Source organism: Kribbella sp. NBC_00359, from assembly GCF_036097425.1.
Taxonomy (GTDB): domain Bacteria; phylum Actinomycetota; class Actinomycetes; order Propionibacteriales; family Kribbellaceae; genus Kribbella.
On record NZ_CP107975.1, the window covers coordinates 8,636,619 to 8,659,978 of the forward strand.

16 protein-coding genes and 1 riboswitch are annotated in these 23,360 nt (G+C 69.2%); of the genes, 5 read left to right on the forward strand and 11 right to left on the reverse strand.

Features of this window, described 5'->3' with window-relative positions:
- Positions 1-13 precede the first annotated feature (13 nt).
- A complete protein-coding gene (locus OG876_RS41650) occupies positions 14-619 on the reverse strand; it encodes a dihydrofolate reductase family protein (protein ID WP_328522252.1) in 606 nt (201 codons plus the stop codon).
- A gap of 114 nt (positions 620-733) precedes the next feature.
- The gene (locus OG876_RS41655) at positions 734-1,363 is read right to left on the reverse strand and encodes a TetR/AcrR family transcriptional regulator (RefSeq protein ID WP_328522253.1); all 630 of its coding nucleotides are present in this window, start codon (positions 1,361-1,363) and stop codon (positions 734-736) included.
- 86 nt (positions 1,364-1,449) lie between these two features.
- Here OG876_RS41655 and OG876_RS41660 point away from each other — a divergent pair, with 86 nt between their 5' ends.
- The gene (locus OG876_RS41660; protein WP_328522254.1) at positions 1,450-2,310 is read left to right on the forward strand and encodes an alpha/beta hydrolase; all 861 of its coding nucleotides are present in this window, start codon (positions 1,450-1,452) and stop codon (positions 2,308-2,310) included.
- On the opposite strand, the gene OG876_RS41665 is transcribed toward OG876_RS41660, so the two are convergent.
- Positions 2,275-3,801 carry a helix-turn-helix domain-containing protein gene (locus tag OG876_RS41665; RefSeq protein WP_328522255.1) on the reverse strand — a complete coding sequence of 509 codons (1,527 nt, stop codon included), beginning with the start codon at positions 3,799-3,801 and terminating at the stop codon, positions 2,275-2,277. The genes OG876_RS41660 and OG876_RS41665 overlap by 36 nt on opposite strands.
- Positions 3,802-3,974: 173 nt before the next feature.
- Here OG876_RS41665 and OG876_RS41670 point away from each other — a divergent pair, with 173 nt between their 5' ends.
- On the forward strand, positions 3,975-5,192 hold the full coding sequence (locus tag OG876_RS41670) for a hypothetical protein (protein ID WP_328522256.1): 1,218 nt from the start codon (positions 3,975-3,977) through the stop codon (positions 5,190-5,192).
- 4 nt (positions 5,193-5,196) lie between these two features.
- Here the strand turns inward: OG876_RS41670 and OG876_RS41675 are convergent, their stop codons facing one another.
- Both OG876_RS41675 and ppdK read right to left on the reverse strand, forming a co-directional pair.
- Positions 5,197-5,475, reverse strand: a complete 279-nt coding sequence (locus OG876_RS41675; protein ID WP_328522257.1) for a YciI family protein — start codon at positions 5,473-5,475, stop codon at positions 5,197-5,199.
- Between the two features lie 323 nt (positions 5,476-5,798).
- A complete protein-coding gene (ppdK, locus tag OG876_RS41680) occupies positions 5,799-8,456 on the reverse strand; it encodes a pyruvate, phosphate dikinase (RefSeq protein WP_328527020.1) in 2,658 nt (885 codons plus the stop codon).
- A gap of 311 nt (positions 8,457-8,767) precedes the next feature.
- Positions 8,768-8,990: riboswitch (cobalamin riboswitch) on the forward strand.
- 94 nt (positions 8,991-9,084) lie between these two features.
- Between ppdK and metE the strand changes: the two genes are divergently transcribed.
- A complete protein-coding gene (gene metE / locus OG876_RS41685) occupies positions 9,085-11,331 on the forward strand; it encodes a 5-methyltetrahydropteroyltriglutamate--homocysteine S-methyltransferase (protein WP_328522258.1) in 2,247 nt (748 codons plus the stop codon).
- A gap of 72 nt (positions 11,332-11,403) precedes the next feature.
- On the opposite strand, the gene OG876_RS41690 is transcribed toward metE, so the two are convergent.
- Genes OG876_RS41690 through OG876_RS41705 form a run of 4 tightly spaced genes read right to left on the reverse strand, consistent with a single transcriptional unit; the run spans position 11,404 to position 16,810 of the window.
- Entirely contained in the window at positions 11,404-13,362 is a 1,959-nt protein-coding gene (locus tag OG876_RS41690; RefSeq protein ID WP_328522259.1) for a vWA domain-containing protein, read from the reverse strand.
- Position 13,363: 1 nt separating this feature from the next.
- Positions 13,364-14,761, reverse strand: coding sequence for an ATP-binding protein (locus OG876_RS41695; protein WP_328522260.1), 1,398 nt, complete (start codon positions 14,759-14,761; stop codon positions 13,364-13,366).
- Between the two features lie 44 nt (positions 14,762-14,805).
- A complete protein-coding gene (locus OG876_RS41700) occupies positions 14,806-16,083 on the reverse strand; it encodes a serine hydrolase domain-containing protein (protein WP_328522261.1) in 1,278 nt (425 codons plus the stop codon).
- A gap of 10 nt (positions 16,084-16,093) precedes the next feature.
- Positions 16,094-16,810 carry a Clp protease N-terminal domain-containing protein gene (locus OG876_RS41705; RefSeq protein WP_328522262.1) on the reverse strand — a complete coding sequence of 239 codons (717 nt, stop codon included), beginning with the start codon at positions 16,808-16,810 and terminating at the stop codon, positions 16,094-16,096.
- 208 nt (positions 16,811-17,018) lie between these two features.
- Here OG876_RS41705 and mug point away from each other — a divergent pair, with 208 nt between their 5' ends.
- Both mug and OG876_RS41715 read left to right on the forward strand, forming a co-directional pair.
- A complete protein-coding gene (mug, locus tag OG876_RS41710; RefSeq protein WP_328522263.1) occupies positions 17,019-17,519 on the forward strand; it encodes a G/U mismatch-specific DNA glycosylase in 501 nt (166 codons plus the stop codon).
- 76 nt (positions 17,520-17,595) lie between these two features.
- Positions 17,596-20,928, forward strand: coding sequence for a hypothetical protein (locus tag OG876_RS41715; protein WP_328522264.1), 3,333 nt, complete (start codon positions 17,596-17,598; stop codon positions 20,926-20,928).
- Here the strand turns inward: OG876_RS41715 and ligD are convergent.
- Positions 20,925-21,911, reverse strand: a complete 987-nt coding sequence (gene ligD / locus OG876_RS41720; protein ID WP_328522265.1) for a non-homologous end-joining DNA ligase — start codon at positions 21,909-21,911, stop codon at positions 20,925-20,927. The two genes, OG876_RS41715 and ligD, sit on opposite strands and share 4 nt — an antisense overlap.
- The gene (locus tag OG876_RS41725) at positions 21,892-23,259 is read right to left on the reverse strand and encodes a hypothetical protein (protein WP_328522266.1); all 1,368 of its coding nucleotides are present in this window, start codon (positions 23,257-23,259) and stop codon (positions 21,892-21,894) included. The genes ligD and OG876_RS41725 overlap by 20 nt, the downstream gene beginning before the upstream one ends.
- Positions 23,260-23,360: the final 101 nt, after the last annotated feature.

Below are 23,360 nucleotides of genomic sequence, written 5' to 3' on the forward strand. Positions count from 1 at the left end.
GCCAGAGCGGTCTTCACGTCGAGACGCAGTAGCGAAGCCAGACAACGCCTCCTTCGAAGACCTCGGTGTCGGCGTGGCGCAGCGGCAGCCGGCCCGTGTCACACCAGGGGCGGCCGATCCCGATGAGCACGGGATGCACCAGGAGAGCGAGCTCGTCGAGCAGGCCGAGGTCGAGAAGCGCGTTGACGAGCGCGCCGTCGGAGTCGACGCGGACCGTCTGGACGCCGCGGTCGCCGAGGACGTCGAGCGCCTCGGCCAGGTCGACCTGCTCGTACCCGGTGACGAGCTCGCGGGTCGTCGCGTCCGGCGGTCGCGCGGGCGTCTGATCGGCGTACAGGGCGAGGACGTCGGACCAGTAGCCAAGCTGCCGTAGCGCCTCCCACTCCCGGACCCGCGCCCGGCTGTCGACGACCGCGAGCAGCGGGCCATCCGCCCGCGGACCCGGCCGGGCACCGGCCCGTACGGCGGTCTCCTGCGCGAGGATCGTGTCCGCGCCGACCAGCGTGACGTCCTCCTGCCACAAGGTCGCGAGCGCGTAGAACCGCGCGAGGTCGACGTCGAATCCCGACGTCACCCCGTCCAGCGAGACCGCCAGCTGAGCCACCACATGAGGCCGCATGCGCCACAAGCTACGGGCGGCCACCGACAGTTACCGAAATAGCTTGCAGAGGCTCTCTGCTCGCCGGCCGGTGCTGTTCTGCTCACCGATGCGCCGTTGTCGCGATCTCCCGACTCACCTGGGCAGCGGCGTCCCCGCGGTGGCGGTCGACTCCAGCCGGGAGCGGATGGCCTGACGAGCCGATTCGTACGCCGCGCCACCGTCGTCGTGCAGGATCGACGCGAGGTTGGCGGCCTCGTAGTACGCGTTCAGCTCGAAGGCCAACTGCTTGGCGTCGGCCTCCAGCTCACCGTTGTCGACGGCTGCCTGGACGGCGTCCTCCATCAGCCCCATCCACTCCCAGTGGACAGCGAGGAGTGCGTCGTGGACGGCCCCGGTGCGGGCGGCGTACTCGTGGGAGACCTTCTGGAAGAAGCAGCCGCCCGGGAACACCCGACGTTTGGAGTAGTCGAGCCAGTGCTCGCTCAACGCCCAGACCCGCCCGAGGCCTGGCTCGACTTCGAAGGCCGGTGTCACCACGTTGTCGGCGTAGATCCGGCGGGCCGCCCGGATCGTCGCGAGCTGCAACTCCTCCTTGGAGCCGAAGTGCGCGAACAGGCCGCTCTTGCTGATCCCCAGCTCGGTCGCGAGCCGCCCGATCGACAGTCCCTCGAGCCCGTCGACCGAGGCGATGTCGACCGACCGCCGCAGCACCGCGCGGCGGGTCTGATCACCCCGCACCAAGCGTCCGTCGACCTTCTCCACGACTACCGATCCTATTCCTGTTGACGTCCGGGCCCTGACAAACTAATAATACGACCGTTCGTATAGTTTGCCAGTCGAGGAGCGTCATGAAGAAGCTGATCAGCACCGGATTGCCGATGATCGGGTCGTTGTCACCCCGACTGGCCGGACGCCTGGCGTTCGAGCTGTGGCGCCGCCCGATGGCCCGCGGGCAGGTCCGCGACTCCGAACGCACGATCCACGAGGCCGCGCGGGTCGAGGTCGTCGACGGGGTTGTCAGCTATGCGTGGGGCGACGGCCGCCGCCCGGTCCTGCTCGTGCACGGCTGGCGCTCCCGCGCGTCCCGGTACGCCGGTTTCGTCACCAGGCTGCTCGAGCTCGGCTACAGCCCGGTCGCGTACGACGCTCCCGGTCACGGCGACTCCCCCGGGCCGATCGTCTCGATCCTCGGCCACCAGCGGATCATCCGCCGGCTGGAGGAGCGCCACGGCCCGTTCGAAGGCGTGATCGCCCACTCCCTCGGCGTCCCGTTCGCCCTGTACGCCGTCCGCGAGGGGGTGGCCGCCAAGCGGCTGGTGATGATCAGCGGTGTCGCCGACTTCGGCTACCTGGCCGACGCGTTCTGCCATGAGCTCGGACTGGGCCCGAAGGTCAACAAGGAGCTCCGGCGGCGGATCGAGCGCCGCTACTTCGACGGCGACGACCAGATCTGGACCAGATTCTCGGTGGCCACCGGCGACGTCGACCTACTCGTGATCCACAACGACGAGGACGACGTGGTGGACCCCCGGCAAGCCCGGGTGCTGCTGCGGGCCTACGGCCCGCGGGCCCACTTCCTGGCGACGAGCGGCCTCGGTCACCGCCGGATCATGATCGATCCGGAGGTGATCACCGAGGCCGTCGCCTTCCTTCAAGACCAAAGCCTGCAGAACTCAGATGTCCCTGAACGTCTCGATCTGGGCGCCTAGCGAGTTCAGCCGGGTGGCCAGGTCCTCGTAGCCGCGGTTGATCACGTACACGCTGCGCAGGACCGACGTACCCTTCGCGGCCATCATCGCGATCAGCGTGACCACGGCCGGGCGGAGCGCCGGCGGGCACATCATCTCGGTGCCGGAGAAGTGCGTCGGGCCCTCGACCATCACCCGGTGCGGGTCGAGCAGCTTGACCCGGCCGCCGAGCTTGTTCAGGTCGGTCAGGTAGATCGCGCGGTTCTCGTAGACCCAGTCGTGGATCAGCGTCTGCCCGGTCGCCTTCGCCGCGATCACCGCGAAGAACGGCAGGTTGTCGATGTTCAGGCCGGGGAACGGCATCGGGTGGATCTTGTCGATCGGCGCGTGCAGCTTGGACGGCCGGGTGGTCAGGTCGACCAGCCGGGTCCGGCCGTTCTCGGCCAGGTACTCGGCGCTGCGGCTGTAGTCGAGCCCCATCTCCTCCAGCAGCGCGAGCTCGATCTCGAGGAACTCGACCGGCGCCCGCCGGATGGTGATCTCCGAGCCGGTCACGATCGCCGCGGTGAGCAGGCTCATCGCCTCGATCGGGTCCTCGGACGGCGCATAGTCGACGTCCACGTCGATCTCGGCCTTGCCGTGCACGGTCAGCGTGGTGGTGCCGATGCCGTCGATCTGCACGCCGAGCAGATCGAGGTAGAAGCACAGGTCCTGGACCATGTAGTTCGAGCTCGCATTGCGGATCACCGTGACGCCGTCGTACCGGGCCGCGGCCATGATCGCGTTCTCGGTCACGGTGTCGCCGCGCTCGGTCAGCACGATCGGCTTGCCCGGGGTGATCGCCCGGTTCACCACGGCGTGGTACTCACCACCGGTCGCCTTCACCTCGAGGCCGAACGGCCGCAGCGCGGCCATGTGCGGCTCAACGGTCCGCGTGCCCAGGTCGCAGCCACCGGCGTACGGCAACTGGAAGGTGTCCTCGCGGTGCAGCAGCGGGCCGAGGAACATGATGATCGAGCGGGTCCGGCGCGCGGCCTCGGCGTCCATCGCGCCCAGGTCGAGGTGGGCCGGCGGGACGATCTCCAGGTCGCCGGCGTCGTTCAGCCAGGTGGTCCGGACGCCGATCGAGTTCAGCACCTCGAGCAGCCGGTTGACCTCTTCGATCCGCGCGACCTTGCGCAGGGTGGTGCGGCCCTTGTTCAGCAGGCTGGCGCAGAGCAGCGCGACCCCGGCGTTCTTGCTGGACTTCACGTCGATCGATCCGGACAACCGCAGGCCGCCGACGACACGGAGGTGGACCGGACCCCCACCGAGAGAGACAATTTCGGAGTCGAGTGCTTCGCCGATCCGGGCGAGCATCTCGAGGGTGAGGTTCTGATGACCCTTTTCGATCCTGTTCACCGCACTCTGGCTGGTGTTCAGTACTTCCGCGAGTTGCGTCTGTGTCCAGCCGCGGTGCTTGCGGGCGTCCCGGATGAGGTTTCCGATCCGGCTCAGGTAGTCATCGGTCATGCGCCGGACCTTATCTCACATGTGAGATACCTCTGCATCGACCCGCCGGTGCCAGCGTAGCCAATGTCACGTCGGCCCGCACACCGGACCCCGGTCGACCCCTCACCGTCCGTCGAACCAGCCGCCGCCTACAGTTACTCCAACTCCCGCCGCCACTCGGAGAGGACCAGCAGATGCCCGACGACACCTCCGCCGCGGTGGTGAACGAGTTCGAGGCGGAGTCCTGGCCGCTCGAGGCTGCGGCCGACAGCCTGCACCAGGTGATCGACGGGTTCCAGAACGGTGACACCCGGCCGCTGGTGATCGGCGACGGCGAGCAGCCGGTGCTGGTGGTGCTCGCGATCGCGGACCTGGCCGACTTCCGGGCCCGGGTCGCCGAACTGCTGTCCAGCCCGGTCGACGCCGGCTGGCTGCGGTACTACCTCCGCTCGAACTTCGACATGAGCTCCGAGCGACTCGTCGAGCTGCTCGGAGTCGACAGCGACCACGGGCTGTCCTCGCTGGCGAGTCAGGTGAACGTCGAGCAGGCCGCCGTACTGATGCCCGATCACCTGCGCCGGACCGAAGCCGGTGGGAACCCGCTGATGCTGATCGGCGACGGGATGATGGCGACCGCGGCGCTGGTTGCGTTCCCGGCGTTCCAGGTGCTGGTCGCGATGGAGGGCGGAGGCAAGGGCGACGACGACTCCTGCGCGCACGACGACGAGGAGAAGCCGACCACGCCGCTGGAGGTGCTGGCCGAGCGACTCGGGCCGGTGTCGACCCAGCTGGTCGCGCAGCTCAACGCCGGCCGCGAGCCCGGCCTGCCGCGGTACGAGCTGCACTTCGAGGACGACCTGATCGACCACCTGCGGGACCTGGAGGCGCGCGCGCAGAAGGCTCCGGGCGGTGGGGCGTACGACGAGCTGAACGGGCTGCTGCATCAGTTCGACCAGATGCGCAGCGGGCTGACCGAGGTCGAAGAGGAGGAGCCCGCGGAAGCGCCGTACCTCGAAGCCTCGGATCTGAAGGCCGCGCTGCCGGATCTGCGGGACAACTACCGTGCGGGCGGCGACGACCCGTACCTGATCGGCCTCGACGGCCGTCCGCTCGCCGGACTCATCACCTTCGACCTCTACGAGGAACTGCAGAAGGTATCGGTCGAGCTGGACGGGACCGACGAGGCGCCGGTGCTCCCACTCCCCCAGCCACGCTGGGAGAACGGGCCGCCGCTGCTGCCGTTCGAGGTCGCGCTCGAGACCTGCGACGCGGTGATCGAGGACATCTCCAACGGCGAGGCGTCGATGATCTTCATCGCCGACGAAGACGGCGAACCGGAACTGGTCCTCGCGCCACTCGTCTGGCTGTGGGCCTACGTCGACCACCTGGACCTGGAAGCCGCCGACGTCTGACGCCTCAGCTGATCGGGAAGAGCGGCTGCCACTCCGCGAGGGTCGCCAGCTCGTAGATGCCGGCCGGGGTGTAGGGGTCCTTCGCGAGGATGTCGCGGAGCTCGGCTTCGTCGGCGACGTCGTACACGAGGAGGGCGCCGGTCTGATCGGTGAAGGGTCCGGCGGCGACGAGCTTGCCGGCCGCCTTCAGCTCGGTGAGGTACTCGCGGTGGGCCGGACGGACCTCCATCCGGCGGTCGAACTCGGCAGGGTCGAAGCGCAACTGCACGACATAGAGGGCCATGCGGAAACCCTACAACGACCTTGAAAACAAAGGATTTGGTGCGGGAAGGGAGTCACGAGCCGCCACAGCGGCTGGTTCAGGTCAGACCCGAAAGTCGACGAGTGATCGCCCTTCCCGCCCGGTTATTCTCACCAGCCGGAGAGCGCTTACGCAAGGGGTTGGTTAAGGAAATTACTGCAGACAGTTCAGTCGGGTAACGCTTCGTGATCGACCCGCCCGACACGTCGACAAGAGTGCCGATCCACTCATACAGACGGTCACGCCAACCTGTTGTCAAGGCCCGCCCCGGCTCCACCCCGAAGGGTAGAGCCGGGCGCCGGCGGTCAGTCGAGGGCTGCGCGGCCGGCCTCGAGGCGGGCGACCGGGATGCGGAACGGGGAGCAGGAGACGTAGTCCAGGCCCACCTCGTGGAAGAAGTGGATGCTGTCCGGGTCTCCGCCGTGTTCGCCGCAGATGCCGAGCTTGAGGTCGGGCTTGCTGGCGCGGCCGCGGTCGACACCGGTGCGAACCAGCGCGCCGACGCCCTCGCGGTCGATCGACTCGAACGGCGACACCGCGAAGATGCCCTTCTCCAGGTAGCGGGAGAAGAATGCGCCCTCGACGTCGTCGCGGCTGAAGCCCCAGGTGGTCTGGGTCAGGTCGTTCGTCCCGAACGAGAAGAAGTCGGCCGCCTCGGCGATCTGGTCCGCGATCACCGCGGCCCGCGGCAGCTCGATCATCGTGCCGATCGGGATGCTCCAGTCGACACCGACGTCGGCGAGCACGCGCTCGACCTCGTCCCGGACCAGATGCAGCTCCTGGACCGCGCCGACCAGCGGGATCATGATCTCCGGCCGCGGGTCCTTGCCCTGCGCCCGCAGTTCCATCGCCGCGGACGCGATCGCCCGCACCTGCATCGCGAACAGGCCCGGGACGACCAGGCCGAGCCGGACCCCGCGCAGGCCGAGCATCGGGTTCTCCTCGTGCAGCCGCTCGACCGCGGTCAGCAGCGCGGCGTCGTGCCCGAGCTCCTCACCACGCTCGCGCGCCAGCGCGACCTTCACCGCGAGCTCCTCCATCGACGGCAGGAACTCGTGCAACGGCGGGTCGATCAACCGGATCGTCACCGGCTGCCCGTCCATCGCGGCCAGCAATTCGAGGAAGTCGCCACGCTGCAGCGGCTCGAGCTCCGTGAGCGCCGCCTCGAGATCGGCGTCGTTGTCCGCCAGGATCAACCGCTCGACCGACTCGCGCCGCTCCCCCAGGAACATGTGCTCGGTCCGGCACAGCCCGATCCCCTCGGCGCCGAAGCGCCGCGCCCGGGCCGCGTCGTCCGCGGTGTCCGCATTGGTCCGGACGCCGAGCCGCCGTACCTCGTCGGCGTGGGTGATCAACCGGTGCACCGACGCCACGAGTTCGTCCCCGGCGTCCGGGGACAGGGAGCCCTCGAAGTACTGCACGACCGGCGACGGGACGACCGGGACCTCGCCGCGGAAGATCTCGCCGGTGGTGCCGTCGATCGAGATCGTCTCGCCGGCCTCGATCACCGTTCCGTTGACCTTGATGGTGCCTTGGGCAACATTCACGTCGAGTTCCTCGGCGCCGCAGACGCAGGTCTTGCCCATGCCGCGGGCGACCACGGCCGCGTGCGAGGTCTTGCCGCCGCGGCTGGTCAGGATGCCCTGCGCGGCGATCATGCCGTGCAGGTCGTCCGGGTTCGTCTCGCGGCGGACCAGGATCACCTTCTCGCCCTTGTCCGCCGCCTCGACCGCGGCCGCGGAGGTGAACACGACCGTGCCGGAGGCCGCGCCCGGCGACGCGCCGATCGCCTTGGTGATCAGGTCCTTGTCCGCGTCCGCGTCGAACCGCGGGAACATCAGCTGCGCGAGCTGCGCACCCTTCACCCGGCGCAGCGCCTCGTCGGTGTCGATCACGCCCTCGTCGATCAGGCTGGTCGCGATCCGGAACGCCGCCGCCGCGGTCCGCTTGCCGACCCGGGTCTGCAGCATCCACAGCTTGCCGCGCTCGACGGTGAACTCGATGTCGCACAGGTCGCGGTAGTGTCCCTCGAGTTTCGCCATGATCGCCATCAGATCGTCGTACGACGTCTTGTCGATCTGCTCGAGGTCCGCGAGCGGGACCGTGTTCCGGATGCCGGCCACCACGTCCTCCCCCTGCGCGTTCTGCAGGTAGTCGCCGTACACGCCGGGCTGGCCGGTCGAGGGGTCGCGGGTGAACGCTACGCCGGTGCCGGAGTCCATGCCGAGGTTGCCGAACACCATCGAGCAGATGTTGACCGCCGTACCGAGGTCGGTGGCGATCCGCTCCTGCCGGCGGTAGAGGATCGCGCGCTCGGAGTTCCACGAGCCGAAGACAGCCTCGATCGCGAGGTCCATCTGGGTCCGCGGGTCCTGCGGGAACTCGCGGCCGGTGTGGTCGTGCACGGCCTGCTTGAACGTCTCGACCAGGCCCTTCAGGTCGTCGGCGTCCAGGTCGAGGTCGTTGCGGGTGCCCTTGGCCTGTTTGGCCGCCTCGATCGCGTCCTCGAAGACGTCGCCTTCCATGCCGAGCACGGTCTTGCCGAACATCTGGATCAGCCGCCGGTAGGCGTCCCAGGCGAACCGCGGGTTGCCGGAGTGGTGGGCGAGGCCGTTCACCGAGTCGTCGTTCAGGCCGACGTTCAGGACGGTCTCCATCATGCCGGGCATCGACACGGCCGCGCCGGACCGGACCGAGACCAGCAGCGGGTCGTCGGCCTGGCCGAGCTTCTTGCCCATCGTCTGCTGCAGCAGGTCGACGTGGTGGTCGATCTCGTCGGCCAGCTCCGGCGGCACCGTACCGGTGGCCAGGTACACGCGGCAGGCGTCGGCCGTGATGGTGAAGCCGGGCGGCACCGGCAGGCCGAGATTGGTCATCTCGGCCAGGTTCGCCCCCTTCCCGCCGAGCAGCTGTTTCATGCTCTTGTTGCCTTCGGCGAAGTCATAGACGAGTTTCGGCACGATCACTCCCTGGGTTTCAGGCGGTGCGTAGGCGCGGTGAGGTGGCCCGCTGGCCCATCGACTCCGGTGGCGGGGGCGTGCTTTCAGAGTAAGCCAAAAAACCAGTCCAGTTGAACACTGGTCTCACGATGCCGACGTGACCCTCCCCACAGGTTGAAGGCCGGAAAACCCTTCCCTGGTTGACAACGCGAGACAATCGGCCGGTTCACCGATGAAACGCCAGAACGACGCGAAACCGCTCTTTCGTCCGGAGTCATGAAGTGCGAATCGTCTCGCCGTACGGCGTTCAGCGGCGTTCACCGGCCTGTGCGCGTACGCTCGTCAGTGCCGACGGTTCGCCCGGTCATGCGGTCTGTGACCTGGCGAGGCAAGAGGGAACCCGGTGCGAATCCGGGACTGCCCCGCAGCGGTGAACGGGAACGACCGCCGTCACGAGCACTGGACGCCCAGCGTCCGGGAAGCGACGGCCAGTAGGTCCACCGGTCAGCGACCGGTCTGCCCGTGAGTCCGAAGACCTGCCGCCGGCGCGCGCACCAGCCGGTGCGCGCGGGAACGGTGGTCTCGTGGGAGGACCCGTCCGGCGTCTTTCGCGACCCCGCCGATCCCCTGGCACGCTCGCGAGGAGAGAGACGTGAACACCATCAAGACAGTGCTGGGCTACCCACGGATCGGGCCGGCCCGCGAACTCAAGAAGGCCGTCGAGAAGTACTGGTCCGGCGACAGCGACGCGGCCGAGCTGGAGACGACCGCCCGCCGGCTCCGGGCCGACACCTGGCGCGACCTGGCCGGCCGCGGCCTCGACGTACTCCCGGGCAACACCTTCTCGTACTACGACCAGATGCTCGATCACGTGCAGCTGTTCGGCATCGTCCCCGACCGCTTCCGGGGCCCGTCCAGGCTGGACACGTACTTCGCGATGGCCCGCGGCCGGGACGACGTCGCGCCCCTGGAGCTGACCAAGTGGTTCGACACCAACTACCACTACCTGGTCCCCGAGCTCACCGAGGACACCGTCTTCCAGCTCGATCCGGCCAAGCCGCTCGAGGACCTCACGGCCGCTCGCGAACTCGGCGTCGACACCCGACCGGTCCTGATCGGACCACTGACCTTCCTCTTGTTGTCGAAGTCCGTCACTCCCGGCTTCGAACCGCTCAGCCTGCTGGACCGTCTGCTGGACGCGTACGCCGATCTGCTCAGCCAACTCGAGTCCGCCGGAGCGGAGTGGGTGCAGCTGGACGAGCCGGCACTGGTCCAGGACCGCACTCCCGCCGAGCTCGACGCACTCCGTCGCGCCTATGACCGACTGGCCACTCTCACCGATCGCCCGCGCCTGCTGGTCGCGACGTACTTCGGTGATCCCGGCCCGGCGTTGCCCGTGCTGACGTCGACCGCAGTGGACGGTCTCGCGGTCGACCTGGTCTCCGCCCCTGGGCTCGTCGACCAACTCGCCGTACTGCCGAGCCTGCGGCGCAAGACGGTGGTCGCCGGAGTGGTTGACGGCCGCAACGTCTGGCGCACTCACCTGGGCGACGCGCTCTCGACCTGCACGAAGTTGCTCGGGTCGGTCGGGCAGCTGGCCGTCTCCACCTCCTGCTCACTCCAGCACGTGCCGTACGACGTGGAGGCGGAAGACGACCTGGATCCACGGGTTCGCGAGCGGCTCGCGTTCGCGCGGCAGAAGGTCGACGAGGTCGTGGTGCTCGGCCGGGCGCTGAGCGAGGGGCCGGGCGTTCTGGTCGATCTCGGCAATCCGTCCGGCGGACCGGTCGAGGAGTCCGGCCTGATCCGCGAACAATCGGTCCGCGACCGGGCTGCTGCGATTCGTCCCGCGGATCGACAGCGGCCGCCGTACGACGAACGCCGTACGGCGCAGGAGTCGATCGGGCTGCCCGCGCTCGCGACCACGACGATCGGGTCCTTCCCGCAGACCGCGGACATCCGCCGGGCTCGTGCCGATCTCCGGACCGCGCGGATCGACGCGGCGACGTACGACGAGCTGATGCGGGCCGAGATCGCGCGGGTGATCGGCCTGCAGGAGGAGCTCGGTCTCGACGTACTCGTCCACGGAGAGCCCGAGCGCAACGACATGGTCCAGTACTTCGCCGAGCAGCTGGACGGGTTCGCGACCACCAAACACGGCTGGGTGCAGTCGTACGGCAGCCGCTGCGTCCGTCCACCGATCCTGTACGGCGAGGTGTCGCGACCGGCCCCGATGACCGTGCCGTGGACGTCGTACGCGCAGTCCCTGACCGAGCGGCCGGTGAAGGGAATGCTGACCGGGCCGGTGACGATTCTGGCCTGGTCGTTCGTCCGTGACGACCAGCCGCTCGCCGTCACGGCCGACCAGGTCGCTCTGTCGCTTCGCGACGAAGTGGCCGACCTGGTCTCGGCCGGGATCAGGATCGTGCAGGTGGATGAGCCGGCGTTGCGTGAGCTGCTGCCGCTGCGCGCCGCGGAACAGAAGGCGTACCTGGACTGGGCGGTCGGTGCGTTCCGCCTCGCGACCGGTGGAGCACCGGCGGGCGTCCAGATCCACACGCATCTGTGCTACTCGGAGTTCGGCGCGGTGATCGCCGGGATCGACGGGCTCGATGCGGATGTGACCACGCTCGAGGCCGCCCGCTCACGGATGGAGATCCTCGGCGACCTCGCCGCGGCCGGCTTCCGGCGCGCGGTCGGGCCAGGCGTCTACGACATCCACGCGCCACGCGTGCCGAGCCAGGAGGAGCTGGCCGACCTGATCGGCCGGGCGCTGGCCGCGGTGCCCGGTGATCGCCTGTGGATCAACCCGGACTGTGGTCTGAAGACGCGCGGCTACGCCGAGGTCATCCCGGCGCTGCGGCACCTGGTCGAGGCGGCGCGGACGGCCCGGAGCTGACCGCAGAGCTCGGCGGGCCTGTCACTGGTTGACATTGCCGTGGGCACCTATCAGGTGCCCACGGCAACCGGCTCATAGCTTCCGGCGCGTTCGGAGGTAATCGCCGACGACGGCGGCGCCGAGGCCGTCCGCGTCGGGTGCGAGGACGCGGCCGCTGCTGCGCCGGGCGAGCAGGTCGACGAACGCGTTCAGCCGCGGATCGTCGCCGAGCCGGAACACGGTCAGCGAGGCGCCGAGCTTGGCCAGCCGGTCCACCTCGAAGATCGTCTTCCGCAGCGTGGCCGGCTCGGGCGGGTAGGAGAACTCGGCCGTCCCGTCCGGCTCGAGGTGCGCGGTCGGCTCGCCGTCGGTCACCATCAGCACGACCGGCTGCGCGTCCGGGTGCCGCCGCAGATGACGACCGGCCAGCAGCAGGGCATGGTGCGCATTGGTGCCCTGCTCCCAGGTGCCTTCCATCCCGATCAACTGCGGCAGCTCGACGACTCCGGCGTACCGGCCGAAGGTGATCAGCTGGAGCGCGTCATTGCGGTAGCGGGTCGAGATGAGCTGGTGCAGCGCGAGCGCCGTCCGCTTCATCGGCAGCCAGCGACCCTCCTGGACCATCGACCAGGACGTGTCGACCAGGAGTGCGACCGCGGCCCGAGCCCGGTGCTCGGTCTCGGCGATCTCCACGTCCGCCACATCCAGCTTGACGGACCCGCTGCGCGAGGCGGTCCGCAGTACGGCGTTCCGCACGGTCCGCGGAACGTCCCACGGCTGGGTGTCGCCGAACTCCCACTGCCGCGTGGACCCACTCAACTCACCGGCCGCGCCCGCGTTGGCGGCGTCGCGTTCACCTGAGCCCCGAGCAGTCCGCAGTACGTCGGCCAGCGCAGTCTGACCGAGTTGTCGCAGCGCCTTCGGCGACAACCGCAACGATCCGTCGGGTGCACGTTCGAGCAGCCCTTGATCGCGCAGTTGCCGCTCGAGCTCGCTCAGCCGGCGCGCATCGACCGTCGCCTCTTCGCCGAGCTGCTGGGTGAGCGCATCGAGGTCGATGTCCTCCAGCCGCGCACCCGGATACGACTGCGCGAGTTGCTCGGCCAACGCATCGAGCTCAGCGAGATCCGACATCGCCCGTGCGCCCTCGGCGAGGCCGAGTGGATCGTCCCCACTCATCCGCTCCGAACCGGACCAGTCCTCCCCCGGCCGGAGCGACTGCAGCTGAGCGTCCAGCTGCGCAAGTTGCTGAGCCAGCTGCGGACTGCCGAACGCCTGCTGCGACAGCTCCATCAGCTCGGCCCGCTGCTCGGGCGTCATCGAGTTCATCATCCGCTGCGCCGCGGCCGCCCGCTGCGCGAGTACGTCGATCAGTTCGTCGACGTTCTGTGGATTCTCCGGGAAGAACTCGCCGTGCTTGGCCATGAACTCGTCGAACAGCTGCGGCACCTCCGGCCGACCCTGCGCATGCGCCGCGAGCAACGCGTTGAGGTCGGTGAGCATCTCGTTGATCCGCTCGACGTCCTCGGGCGTGGTCTGCTGCAACGCCTCCTTCATGCCCTCGAACCGGGACCCGAGCAGCTCGCGCCCGAGCAGCTCACGGATCTGCTCGTACTTCTCCCGCGCCTCCGACGACTGCCAGTCGTAGTTGGCCAGCTCCCGGACGGCGGCCGCCGTACCGGCCGGGAGCGCGTCGAGCTGAGCCTCCCGGAAGCGGGCGTCGTCGGACGGGTTCGGGAACAGTTCGTGCCGCTCGGCCTCGAGTGCCTCGTCGAGCAGGCGCTGGACGTCCCGCAGCGTTCCGTCGAGGTTGTGCCGCCGCTGGATCTCGCGGCGGCGCTCCCACAACCTGCGGGTGAGGTCGTCCAGGCCCTGGGTGTTCCGGGTGCCGCGCCGGAGCAACTCCTCCAACGCGGACCGGGGCGACGATCCGTTCATCACGTCGCGGCCGATCTCGTCCAGCGCGTCGCGCAGGTCGGCCGGCGGCTTCAGCGGATCGGGTCCGTCGTGCCACGGCCCGTACGACCAGCCCTCCGGAATGGACGCAGTCATGTCAGATTCCGTAGATCGTCGTGTCGTCGTCGGCGTCCTTCGCCACGCGTTTCGACAGGTACAAGGCCTCCAATGCGAGCTCGACCGCGGCGGCGATCCGGCCCGGCGACTCGTCCGGCTCGACGCCGGCGCGGGCGGCGACGTCGTGCAGCACCGGCAGCTCCGGCAACGCGGCCAGCACGTCCCGGCCGGGCACCCGCTCACCCGTGGTCACAAGGTTGCCGTCGGCAATCGCATGGGCCAGCGGGCTCAGGTCGAGACCGGCGAACCGCTCCCGCGCGGTGTCCGCGACGGACCGGCGCAGCAGGTACTCGAGCAGTTCGATCTCGCGCCCTTCCTCACCGGGCTCGAACTCGAGCTTGCCGCGCAGTACGGCGGGCACCGCCTCGAGATCCACCGGCCGGGCGACGGCCGGCTCCTCACCGGTGATCGCGCTCCGGCGCAACGCGGCGGCGGCGATCGTCTCGGCCGCGGCGACCGCGAACCGCGCGGACACCCCGGACCGCTGGTCGATTGCGGTCGACTCCCGCAGGTGCCGGACGAACCGGGCCAGCACCTCCAGCAGCGGCTCGCCGACCTCGGCGGTGAACTCGGCCTCCTGCCGGATGACGTCCACCTCGGCGTCGATATCGAGCGGGTAATGGGTCCGGACCTCGGCGCCGAACCGGTCCTTCAGCGGCGTGATGATCCGGCCGCGATTGGTGTAGTCCTCCGGGTTGGCCGTTGCCACCAGCAACACGTCGAGCGGCAGCCGGAGCGTGTACCCGCGGACCTGGATGTCGCGCTCCTCCATCACGTTCAGCAGCGCGACCTGGATCCGCTCGGCCAAGTCCGGCAGCTCGTTGATCGCGACGATGCCGCGGTGCGCCCGCGGGACCAGTCCGAAGTGGATGGTCTCCGGGTCACCGAGACTGCGGCCCTCGGCAACCTTCACCGGGTCCACGTCACCGATCAGGTCGCCGACCGATGTGTCCGGGGTCGCCAGCTTCTCGGCGTACCGCAGGCTGCGGTGCAGCCACGCGACCGGAAGATCGTCGCCGAGCTCGGCGGCGCGGCGGCGCGAGGCGGGCGTGATCGGGTCGAGCGGGTGCTCGGGCAGTTCGGCGCCCTCGATCACCGGGGTCCACTCGTCCAGCAGCCCGACCAGGGTCCGCAGCAGCCGGGTCTTGCCCTGGCCGCGCTCACCCAGCAGTACGACGTCGTGCCCCGCGAGCAGGGCGCGTTCGAGTTGGGGAATCACCGTGCGGGTGAATCCGACGATGCCGGGCCAGGGATCACGCCCGGCCCGGAGCTCTTTCAGCAGGTTGTCACGAATCTCGGCCTTGATCGACCGGGGGAGATATCCGGCGGCCCGGAGGTCACCGGCCTTACGAGGAAGTTCAGCAGGTGCACTAGTCACATGTGAGACGTTAGCTCGCCCATCCCAGCAACGCCCGCGGTATTTCAGACCTTGGGCGTGACCCGGCCGGAGCTGAAGAGGTGAGTCGGGGTGAAGGTCAGCGGCACCCAGGGGTGGTTGGGCGAGGCTCTGATGACGAAATGATCGCCGTCCGCGGGCTCGGTCGGGAGCAGGTCGTACTCGGTCGCGGCCTCCTCGGCGAACGCCAGCCGGTCGCCGGTGGCGTGCTCGACGAGGACGAGGCGGTCGTCCCGGCGTACGACGTCCAGCCGCACGCTGGTCCGTTCGTACCGGCCGACGTGGCGATCGTCGGTCGGTACGTCGACGGGCTGCGGCGGCGCCGGGTGCGCGATGCCGGCGTACTCCGTGAACACCTCGGACGCCAACGGCTCGAACAGCGCCGGACCGTTGCCGGAGTTGGTCAGCAGGCAGACCGCCAGCCGCGCGGCGGGGTCGATGCGGAGGAACGCCGTCTGGGAGATCGTCGAACCGTCGTGACCGAACAGCGGCCGCCCGCCCCAGTCGTAGATGCGCCACGCCAGGCCGAGGTTCGTGAAGCCGCCGACGCCGCCGGCGAACGGCACCTGCGGCTCCTGCATGGCCGCGTACCGGTCGTCGGTCAGATGCATCAGGGCGAACTGCAGAACGTCACCGGCACTCGCCGTGATCAGCCCGGCCGCTCCGATGCTGCGGGGCAACTGCCACGTCTTCACCGGCGCTCCGTCGCTCGCGACGTGGCCGCGCGCGGCACGATGCAGGATCGCCTCCTCCGGCAGCGTGACCGTCTGCGTCAGGCCGAGCGGCTCGATCAGCCGGGCCCTCAGCGACTCGTCCCAGGTCCGGCCGTCGAGAACCTCGATGATCCGGCCGAGCACCACGTATCCCGCGTTGCAGTAGGAGTACGCCGTACCCGGCTCGAACAGCAGCTCCACGTCACCGAGGAGCGCGACATACCGCTCGACGCAGTCGTCACCGCGGCCGGTGTCGGTGAACACGTCGCCGTCGATGCCGCTGGTGTGGGTGAGCAGGTGCCGAACCGTGATCCGCGGATCAATCGGCGCCTCAGGCAACAATTTCACCACGGCGTCGTCCAGGTCCAGCCAGTCCTCGGCGGCGAGCTGGACGATCATCGTCGCGGTCCACGTCTTGGTGACCGAACCGATCTGGAACAGCGAGTCGGCAGTGGTCTCGACCCCGGTCGCCGCGTTCAGGACGCCGTACGGCGTGACCGTCGTCTCCCCGTCGTGCCAGATCCCGAGCACCGCTCCGGGGACCTCGGCCGCCACCGCCAACTCACTCAACCGCGCAGACCAGTCAGGCATGCAGCCAAACCTACTTCGCTGCCTCCTCGAGCAGTGCACGCAGGGCAGTCCAGGCTGCCGTCTCGTCTAGGCCCTGCTCGAGCAGGACCTTCGTCGCGAGGCCCGCCGAGTCCCGGTAGAACGCCAGCAACAGGTGCTCCGTGCCGACGTAGTTGTGGCCGAGGGTGACGGCCTCCCCGACGGCACCCTGCAGGACATGCGCGGTACGGCGGGTGTACGGCGGATTCTCGGCGTCCAGGGTCTTCGGCGGATCGGTCGGCGTACCGGCCGGGCTGAGGACGTCGACGGCTTCGCGGACGCGGTCCTCGGTGATGTCGTGCTGCAGCAGGACCTTCGTGGCCAGCGCCTCGGGTTGGGTGAAGAACGCGAGCAGCAGGTGCTCGGTGCCGATGAAGTCGTGGTTGCGCTCGCGGGCGACGTCGGCCGCGGCCTGTACGACGGCCTTGGTCCGCGGGGTGTAGCGATCGAACGCGGGCTTGGTCGTCCACGAGTCGGCGAACCGCTTGTGCGCGGCCTGCTTGCTCACCCCGAGCACCGCGCTGATCTCGACCCACGACTTGCCGGCGCCGCGGGCGCGGTCGACGAAGAAGCCGAGCGCGGCGTCGCCGGTGCTGGTCAGTTCGCCGATCGTCGCCGCCGCGGTGGCGAGCTGCCGCAACTCGTCGTCGCTGCCGGCGTCCGCCTTGATCGTGGTGATGAGCTGCTGCAAATCAGGTCCAGGAGTCATGCCGTCAACCCTAGGTTGACGATAGCGCAGCGTCAACCCTGGGTTGACGATCTCGGCAGGCCCCAGCGGACTCAACAACGGGAACGACTGAAAGGACGTACGGAAGGACGGGTAGTGGGAAGGTCCGGCGAGCCCCCGCAGGACCGCGGCAGGCGTGGACACAGCCGGGGATGACTACTACCACCCGTCGTTCGGTACGGTTTGGCCCGTGCAACCTCTGCCGGATGTGATCAGCGACGGGTTGCGGGTGTTGTTCTGTGGGATCAATCCCGGGCTGATGTCGGCGGAGACCGGTCATCACTTTGCTCGGCCGGGGAATCGGTTCTGGCCGGCGTTGCACCTGAGTGGGTTCACGCCGCGGCAGTTGCGACCGGCCGAGCAGGGTGAGCTGCTGACCTATCGGCTCGGGATCACCAACGTGGTCGACCGGCCGTCCGCGCGCGCCGACGAACTGACCCGCGCGGAGTACGTGGCCGGCGGGGAGAACCTGCTGAAGAAGGTGCTCCACTTCCAGCCGGAGTGGCTCGCTGTCGTCGGCGTCACGGCGTACCGGGACGCGTTCGGCGAGCGGACCGCGCAGATCGGGCGGCAGGAGCGTTTGATCGGCTCCACCCGGGTCTGGATCCTCCCGAACCCGAGTGGTCTCAACGCCCACTACACGTTGCCGAAGCTGGCCGCCGCGTTCGCCGAACTCGAGCAGGTCAGTTGAGCGCCTTCCGCAGCGCCGACACGGCCAACCCGATGGCCTTGCCTGCCTGACACCCAGGGTTCGGCAGGATGGGCTCATGCGAGCCACGGATCTGCTGCGGTCGATCGACCACCTCCCGCACGGCCAACGCCTCCGGAGCGTCGCACTCGAAGGGCGACGCCTGCGCGGGACGGCCGAGTTGCGCGAACTGCTCGGTGAGCTGAGCCGCGGTACGGCGTTCGAGCGGACCCTCGGCCTGGTTGTCGCCCAGGTGGCGGGCGAGGTCGACTACGTGACGCGCTTGCTGCGCGATCCCGTGCCGTCGGTCCAGCAGCGCGCGCTCGCCGCGGTCCGCGCCGGCGTCCCGGTCTCGGACGATGACCTCCGGATCCTGTACGACGACGCACCCGCGGAACTGCGGACGAAGCTCATGCAGGTCATCCGGAAGAACGGCCGGTCGTTTCTGGCCGCTCGCCTGATCGACGAGCATCGCGAACGCTGGGGCGACCGCGCCGCGGCGAGCCTGCTCAACTCCACCGACGACCAGACCGTCGAGCGTCTGCTCCCGGAGCTTGCCTACTGCCTGGGCAGCGGCGAGTGGCGGCGCCTGGGCGCCAAGCATCCGAAGGTGGTCCTCGCCTACGCAAGTACGACGTTGCCCACCGGCCCGGACAAGGACGAGTGGTGGCAGGGTCCGGCGTATGGCGTCGTCGGCGTACTGGACCGTGATCCGTCGCAGGCGGCCGCCCTGCTCACGACAGCGCTGCCACCCGATCAGTTGCCGATGGCAATCGTCTCGGTTCTCGGCCGACTGGTCGACGCCGACCCGGCCGGGGTACTGGCGATCCTGCTCGCACCCGATCGGGCGCCGGCACTGGGGACTGCACTTACAAGCGCGGTTCGGCGGCGGCTGCACCGCTACTCCGACGACGATCTGATCGGGCTCGGCCGGCTCCTCTGGCCTGACCTGACGCAGTTGCTCGAAGACCTTCCGCCGTCTCGACGGGCGACCGTGTTCACTGCCGTCACCAGCAGCGTCGATCTGGGGCAAACCGTTCTCTCCACGGACCTGCACGCCGTCCTGCCCCGGGTGCTCCGGTTTGCCCAGGCTCGTCGCATGCTCACGCTCGCGCCGATCGCGGAGGACCACCACGAGCGGTGGCGGATCACTGCCTTCCTCCCGTACGACGAGGCGTTCGCGCTGCTCGAGCCGGAGATCGGCCGGCCGGACGCCGACGATCGCGCGCAGATCTATCGGGCGGTCGTCGACGCGGCCGGTCACTCCCGGGAGGCCGCGGCGGTCGAGAGTGCGCTGTCGTGGGCGACGCGTGTACGGAACGATCGCGACGTCGTTCGGCAGGGGGTCTTGCGGGGAGTCGAGGAACTGCCGCCGTCGATGCTGACCAACCGGTTGGTTGCTTCGCTCCAGACGCTGTTGACCGACACGCTCGAGGCCCGTGACACGGCGTGGTACACCCGGTCGGCGCTCGGCACGATCGCGGAGACCGCCGTACGGCAAGGGGCGTTGCGGCGTGACCCGTCGTTGCTCGAGTGGGGTTTGCAGGCGCATGCCCGGATCACCGAGAACCAGGGCACGATCCAGCTGTACGGCGTGATCGACGGGCTGCCTCGCGGTCAGGAGGCCGCGGTGTACGACGTATTGCGGAAGTATGTGGACGATGCGGTGGCGCGGCGGGAGTTCCGGCTGCCGTTGGGGATCGCCCGTGCTTTCGACAAGCGTGGCTGGTCGAACGAGCACTTGCAGGCCGCGCTCGAGCAGGGCGTGTGGTCGAACCAGGAGTACACCGTCGCGGAGGCAGCGGAGCTATGGCTCTGGCCGACCGCGACCAGAGGCGAGCGGACCGAGCGGATCATCAAACGCGACGTCGGCATGGCCCGGTGGGATCCGGTGTGGCGGGCGGTCACCGAACTGCGGACCGACCTCCTGGACGCCGTACTCGCGAAGCCCGACCGGATCCGGCGGTTCGATCGGAACCACCCGGCGTGGCAGGTGTCCGACCGTGCGCTGAGCCGCTGGCTCCCGCGTCAGCAGACCCGGTACGCCGAACTCGTGGGGCGTGCCGCGCGGGACGAGCGGATGCCGGACTGGGCGCGGGCGAACGCGGTATCGATGCTCGGGAACGTACCCGGGGTCGGACGCGCCGCCCTCGAACCGTTCTTGCGGCACGAGTCCGTGCTGCTGCAGGAGGCGGCACTGGGTGCGTTGGCCTGGACCGATGCGCCGCAGGAGGCGCTGCCGGTGCTGCTGTCTCATGCGGGTGACGATCGGGCCCGGGTTGCGATCTATGCGGCGACTCGGGCGGCGCGGTTCGTGCGGCCGAGTCTGTTGCCCGGACTGCTGCATCCGGTGCTGGTTGGTGCGGATGCGAAGGTGACGTCGCGCAAGGAGGCCGCGCGGCTGCTCGGCCAACTCCATGCTCCCGGTGCCAGCGCCGTACTGGCTGATGCTTGGGCGTCGGCGCATCGTGATGTGAAGGCGGCGATCGCCAGTGCGGCCTCGCACTATCTGCTGCACGAGCCGGCGAGTTGGGCACTGTTGCAGCAGGCAGTGCATGACAGCGCGGCGACGGCGACGGTACTGACCCAGCGTGCGGCGTATGGCATGGCCTTGAAGTACCGGTCGCGCTACGCCGACCTTCTGGTGGCGATCACCAACCGGCCCGAGCCGGAGGTAGTCCGGATCGCTCTGCGCGCACTACCGCGGTGGGCGCGCTGGAACCCTTCGGTGGCGCCGGTGTGTGCGGGTGTCATGGCCGATCTGACCGCGCGTAGCACCTGGAACGACGCGACCACCTCTTTGGTCGCCATCGTCGCCAGCGATCCGCGACTCGGCCTCGACGATCTGCTCGCCGCCGTGCGGTTGCTGGTCAGGCTGGAGAGCGACCCCAACCTGCCGAACGCAACTCCCGACCGCGACCACCCGGCCCGACAGCGTCTCACCACGCTCACCAAGCGCCTGACCAACGCCTTCAACCCAAAGCCGGCCGACGTACGCCAAACCCTCAAGGCGATAGCCGCCGAGCTCCACGACGCAGGCCTCCTCCACCTCCGCCTAGAACTCCTCGTTCACTCCATCGCCTGGCCCGACCTCCCGACCGAACTCCCCACCCTCATCACTGCAGTAGCCGACCGCCCACTACTCGCCCATCACACCGCGTCCCTCCTCGGCGCCCGCCTGAGCTGGACCCACCCCCAATGGACCCCGCCCCTCCTCGAACAACCAGCCCGCAACTTGGTGCAAGGCGATTCCCTGATGGAGGGCTTACTCGCCTGGACCCTCATCGGAGAAGCCGGCCGTCGCACAAACTGGTCCCCCACCTGGCGCGACCTCCTAGTTGCCTTACGCAACCACTCTCAGCCGGACGTCCGCCAACTCGCCCTCGACCTGATCACAGCCCCCGAGGCCTAGTTCTTCTCTTCTGTCGCCTTCTCCTCGGCTTCGCGGGCGCGTTTGCGGCGTTTGCCTTCGTGCATGGCTATGACGCGGGCGATGGGGATGGCGCGGCCTTCCTCGAGGAGGTCTTCGGGGAGGGACTGTGGTGCGGGCAGTTGCGCGGCCCAGCGGTCTGCGTCGCCTAGTTGCGCGACCGCGGTGCGGACGGTGAAGTCGCGCGGGGTGACCCGGTCGAGGTCGTCCCAGCCGACCGGGAACGACACCGGCGTACCAGGTCGGACGCGCGGGCTGTAGGCGGCGACCACAGTTGCCCCGCCGGAGCGGGTCGAGTCGACGAAGACCTTCCCGTGCCGGTCCTCCTTGATGTACGCCGTGGTCGCGACGGACGGATCGAGTTTCTCCGCACGGGCGGCGATAGCGCGGGTGGCAGCCGCGGCGTCCTCGATCGACACAGAATCGTCGATCGGCACGAAGACGTGCACGCCCTTCGCGCCACTCGTCTTGACCGCACCGGACAGCCCGGCATCGGTCAACGCCTGCCGGACCAGGAACGCGGCCTGCACCGCCATCGCGAACGTCTCATCGCCCTCCGGCGGGTCGAGGTCCAGCACCAAATGCGTGACATGGTCCCAGCGGTCGGCGCGTACGAGCGTCGGGTGGTACTCGACCGCGCGCTGGTTGGCGAACCACAGCAACGTCCGACGGTCGTCGCACAACGCGTACGACACCTCGCGCTTGGACGCCTCCGCCCATACCGGCACCGTCTTCACCCAGTCCGGCGTGTACTTCGGCACGTTCTTCTGCATGAACGCCGGCTGCCCCGGCCGGATCCGGATCACCGACAGCGGCCGGTCCCGCAGCTCCACCAGGATCCGCTCGTGCACCGCGTCGAGGTAGTCGACCAGGTCCCGCTTGGTCGCCTCCGCCCCGTCGAACAGCGGCTGATCCAGGTTGGTCAGGTCGACCCCGTCACGCGTCTCATCCGGCTTGCTCGCCATTACCCGAGCTTAGAAGGCTGACCAGGGCATCGAGAACCACCGCGTCCTCTCCGGGTTCGAGCGTCTGCGGATTGAGGGCGATCGCGTCGTCGGTCAGGCGAAAGGTACCGACCGCGATCCGCGGGTCGCGGTCCCACAACGCGGCCACCAGCCCGTCCCGTGTCCACCTGCAGGTTGTCGACAATCGGACGATGGCACGGCTGTGGGGTTGGCCGGCCTCACTCGGGTAGCCGCGCTCGACGACCACTCCAGGAAGTCCTTGCAAGCCGGCGATCCAGCGGTCGACCATCCGCTCGTAGCCCGCGAGCATCGCGTCCTCGTCCTGCTCGAGCGTCCACTCGACGGCGGCGAGGAGCGCGAGCAGTTCTTCTTTGCCGACCTTCATTCCGCGCCCGATCTCCTGGGACGGCGACGCGTGGGCGCGGCATCTGTCGACAATCCACCGCTTACCTAGCACCAGCCCGCTGGCCTGCGGTCCGCGCAGCCCCTTCCCACCACTGAAGATCACCGCATCCGCACCAACCTCCGTCGTAAACCGCCACAACGAAGAAACCGGCGGAATCTGCGCCGCCGCATCCACAACCACCGGCACCCCCGCCACCCCGGCCCCACCCCCGCTCCGCGCAGCACCGTCACCACAACCGCCGGAGCCACCACCGTTCCGCCCAGCACCGTCACCACGGCCGCCGGAGCCACCGCCGAGTCCCCCGGCCGCGCCACCCGGTGCACCAGAGCTACCGCCGTTCCCCGCACCTGCACCACCAGATGCGCCGACGATGCCGCCGAGTCCCCCGGCTGCTTCACCGGCTCGACCGAGTGCGCGGACCGCACCACCGGGCGAGTTGGCGTCGCCGGGTGAGTGGCCGACTTCGTGGGCCAGGCGGACTACGTCTTCGATCGGTAGGGCACCGGCCGCGAGGTGCTCTCCCGCGAACCACAGGACGCAGGCGGGGCGTCGTACCAGCGCCTCCCGCAGTTCGGCGATCGACGGGCCGATCTCCACGATGCGGGCGCCGGTCAGGCGGGCCGAGTAGTCATAACCGTTGCGTTGGCCGGCGAACATCACCACCTCGGCGTCGGCCGGGAACGCCTGCGCGGGCTCACCGACGCACGACGCGACCGTGAGGGTGATCGCGGCCGCGGCACCGGACGTCACACACGCCGCCTCGTTCCGGGTGAGCGCGGCCAGGCGTTCGCCGACCCGGTCATGGAGTTCGGGCAGGTCGACAAAGTGCGCAGCCGCGTCCGCCATCGCCTTCACCACCGCCGGCGGCATCACCGACCCACCAAGCACGGTCAGCGTGGCGGACGCGTTGATCACCGGACGCACCCCGAAAGGATTCGTCATGCTTGGCACCTCCGAGCTGCGGCGGTCATCCTGCCTGGGCACCTCCGAGCTGGAGCGGTCATCCAGCCCGAGCCCTGCCGGGTCGGGGCGGTCATCGAGCC

Coding starts and splice junctions, on each gene's coding strand:
- OG876_RS41715 (WP_328522264.1), top strand. CDS start 17,596: ATGCGAGCCACGGATCTGCTGCGGTCGATCGACCACCTCCCGCACGGC.
- OG876_RS41675 (WP_328522257.1), bottom strand. CDS start 5,475: ATGGCCCTCTATGTCGTGCAGTTGCGCTTCGACCCTGCCGAGTTCGAC.
- OG876_RS41725 (WP_328522266.1), bottom strand. CDS start 23,259: ATGACGAATCCTTTCGGGGTGCGTCCGGTGATCAACGCGTCCGCCACG.
- ligD (WP_328522265.1), bottom strand. CDS start 21,911: ATGGCGAGCAAGCCGGATGAGACGCGTGACGGGGTCGACCTGACCAAC.
- OG876_RS41705 (WP_328522262.1), bottom strand. CDS start 16,810: ATGACTCCTGGACCTGATTTGCAGCAGCTCATCACCACGATCAAGGCG.
- OG876_RS41690 (WP_328522259.1), bottom strand. CDS start 13,362: ATGACTGCGTCCATTCCGGAGGGCTGGTCGTACGGGCCGTGGCACGAC.
- OG876_RS41660 (WP_328522254.1), top strand. CDS start 1,450: ATGAAGAAGCTGATCAGCACCGGATTGCCGATGATCGGGTCGTTGTCA.
- OG876_RS41650 (WP_328522252.1), bottom strand. CDS start 619: ATGCGGCCTCATGTGGTGGCTCAGCTGGCGGTCTCGCTGGACGGGGTG.
- OG876_RS41670 (WP_328522256.1), top strand. CDS start 3,975: ATGCCCGACGACACCTCCGCCGCGGTGGTGAACGAGTTCGAGGCGGAG.
- OG876_RS41665 (WP_328522255.1), bottom strand. CDS start 3,801: ATGACCGATGACTACCTGAGCCGGATCGGAAACCTCATCCGGGACGCC.
- OG876_RS41700 (WP_328522261.1), bottom strand. CDS start 16,083: ATGCCTGACTGGTCTGCGCGGTTGAGTGAGTTGGCGGTGGCGGCCGAG.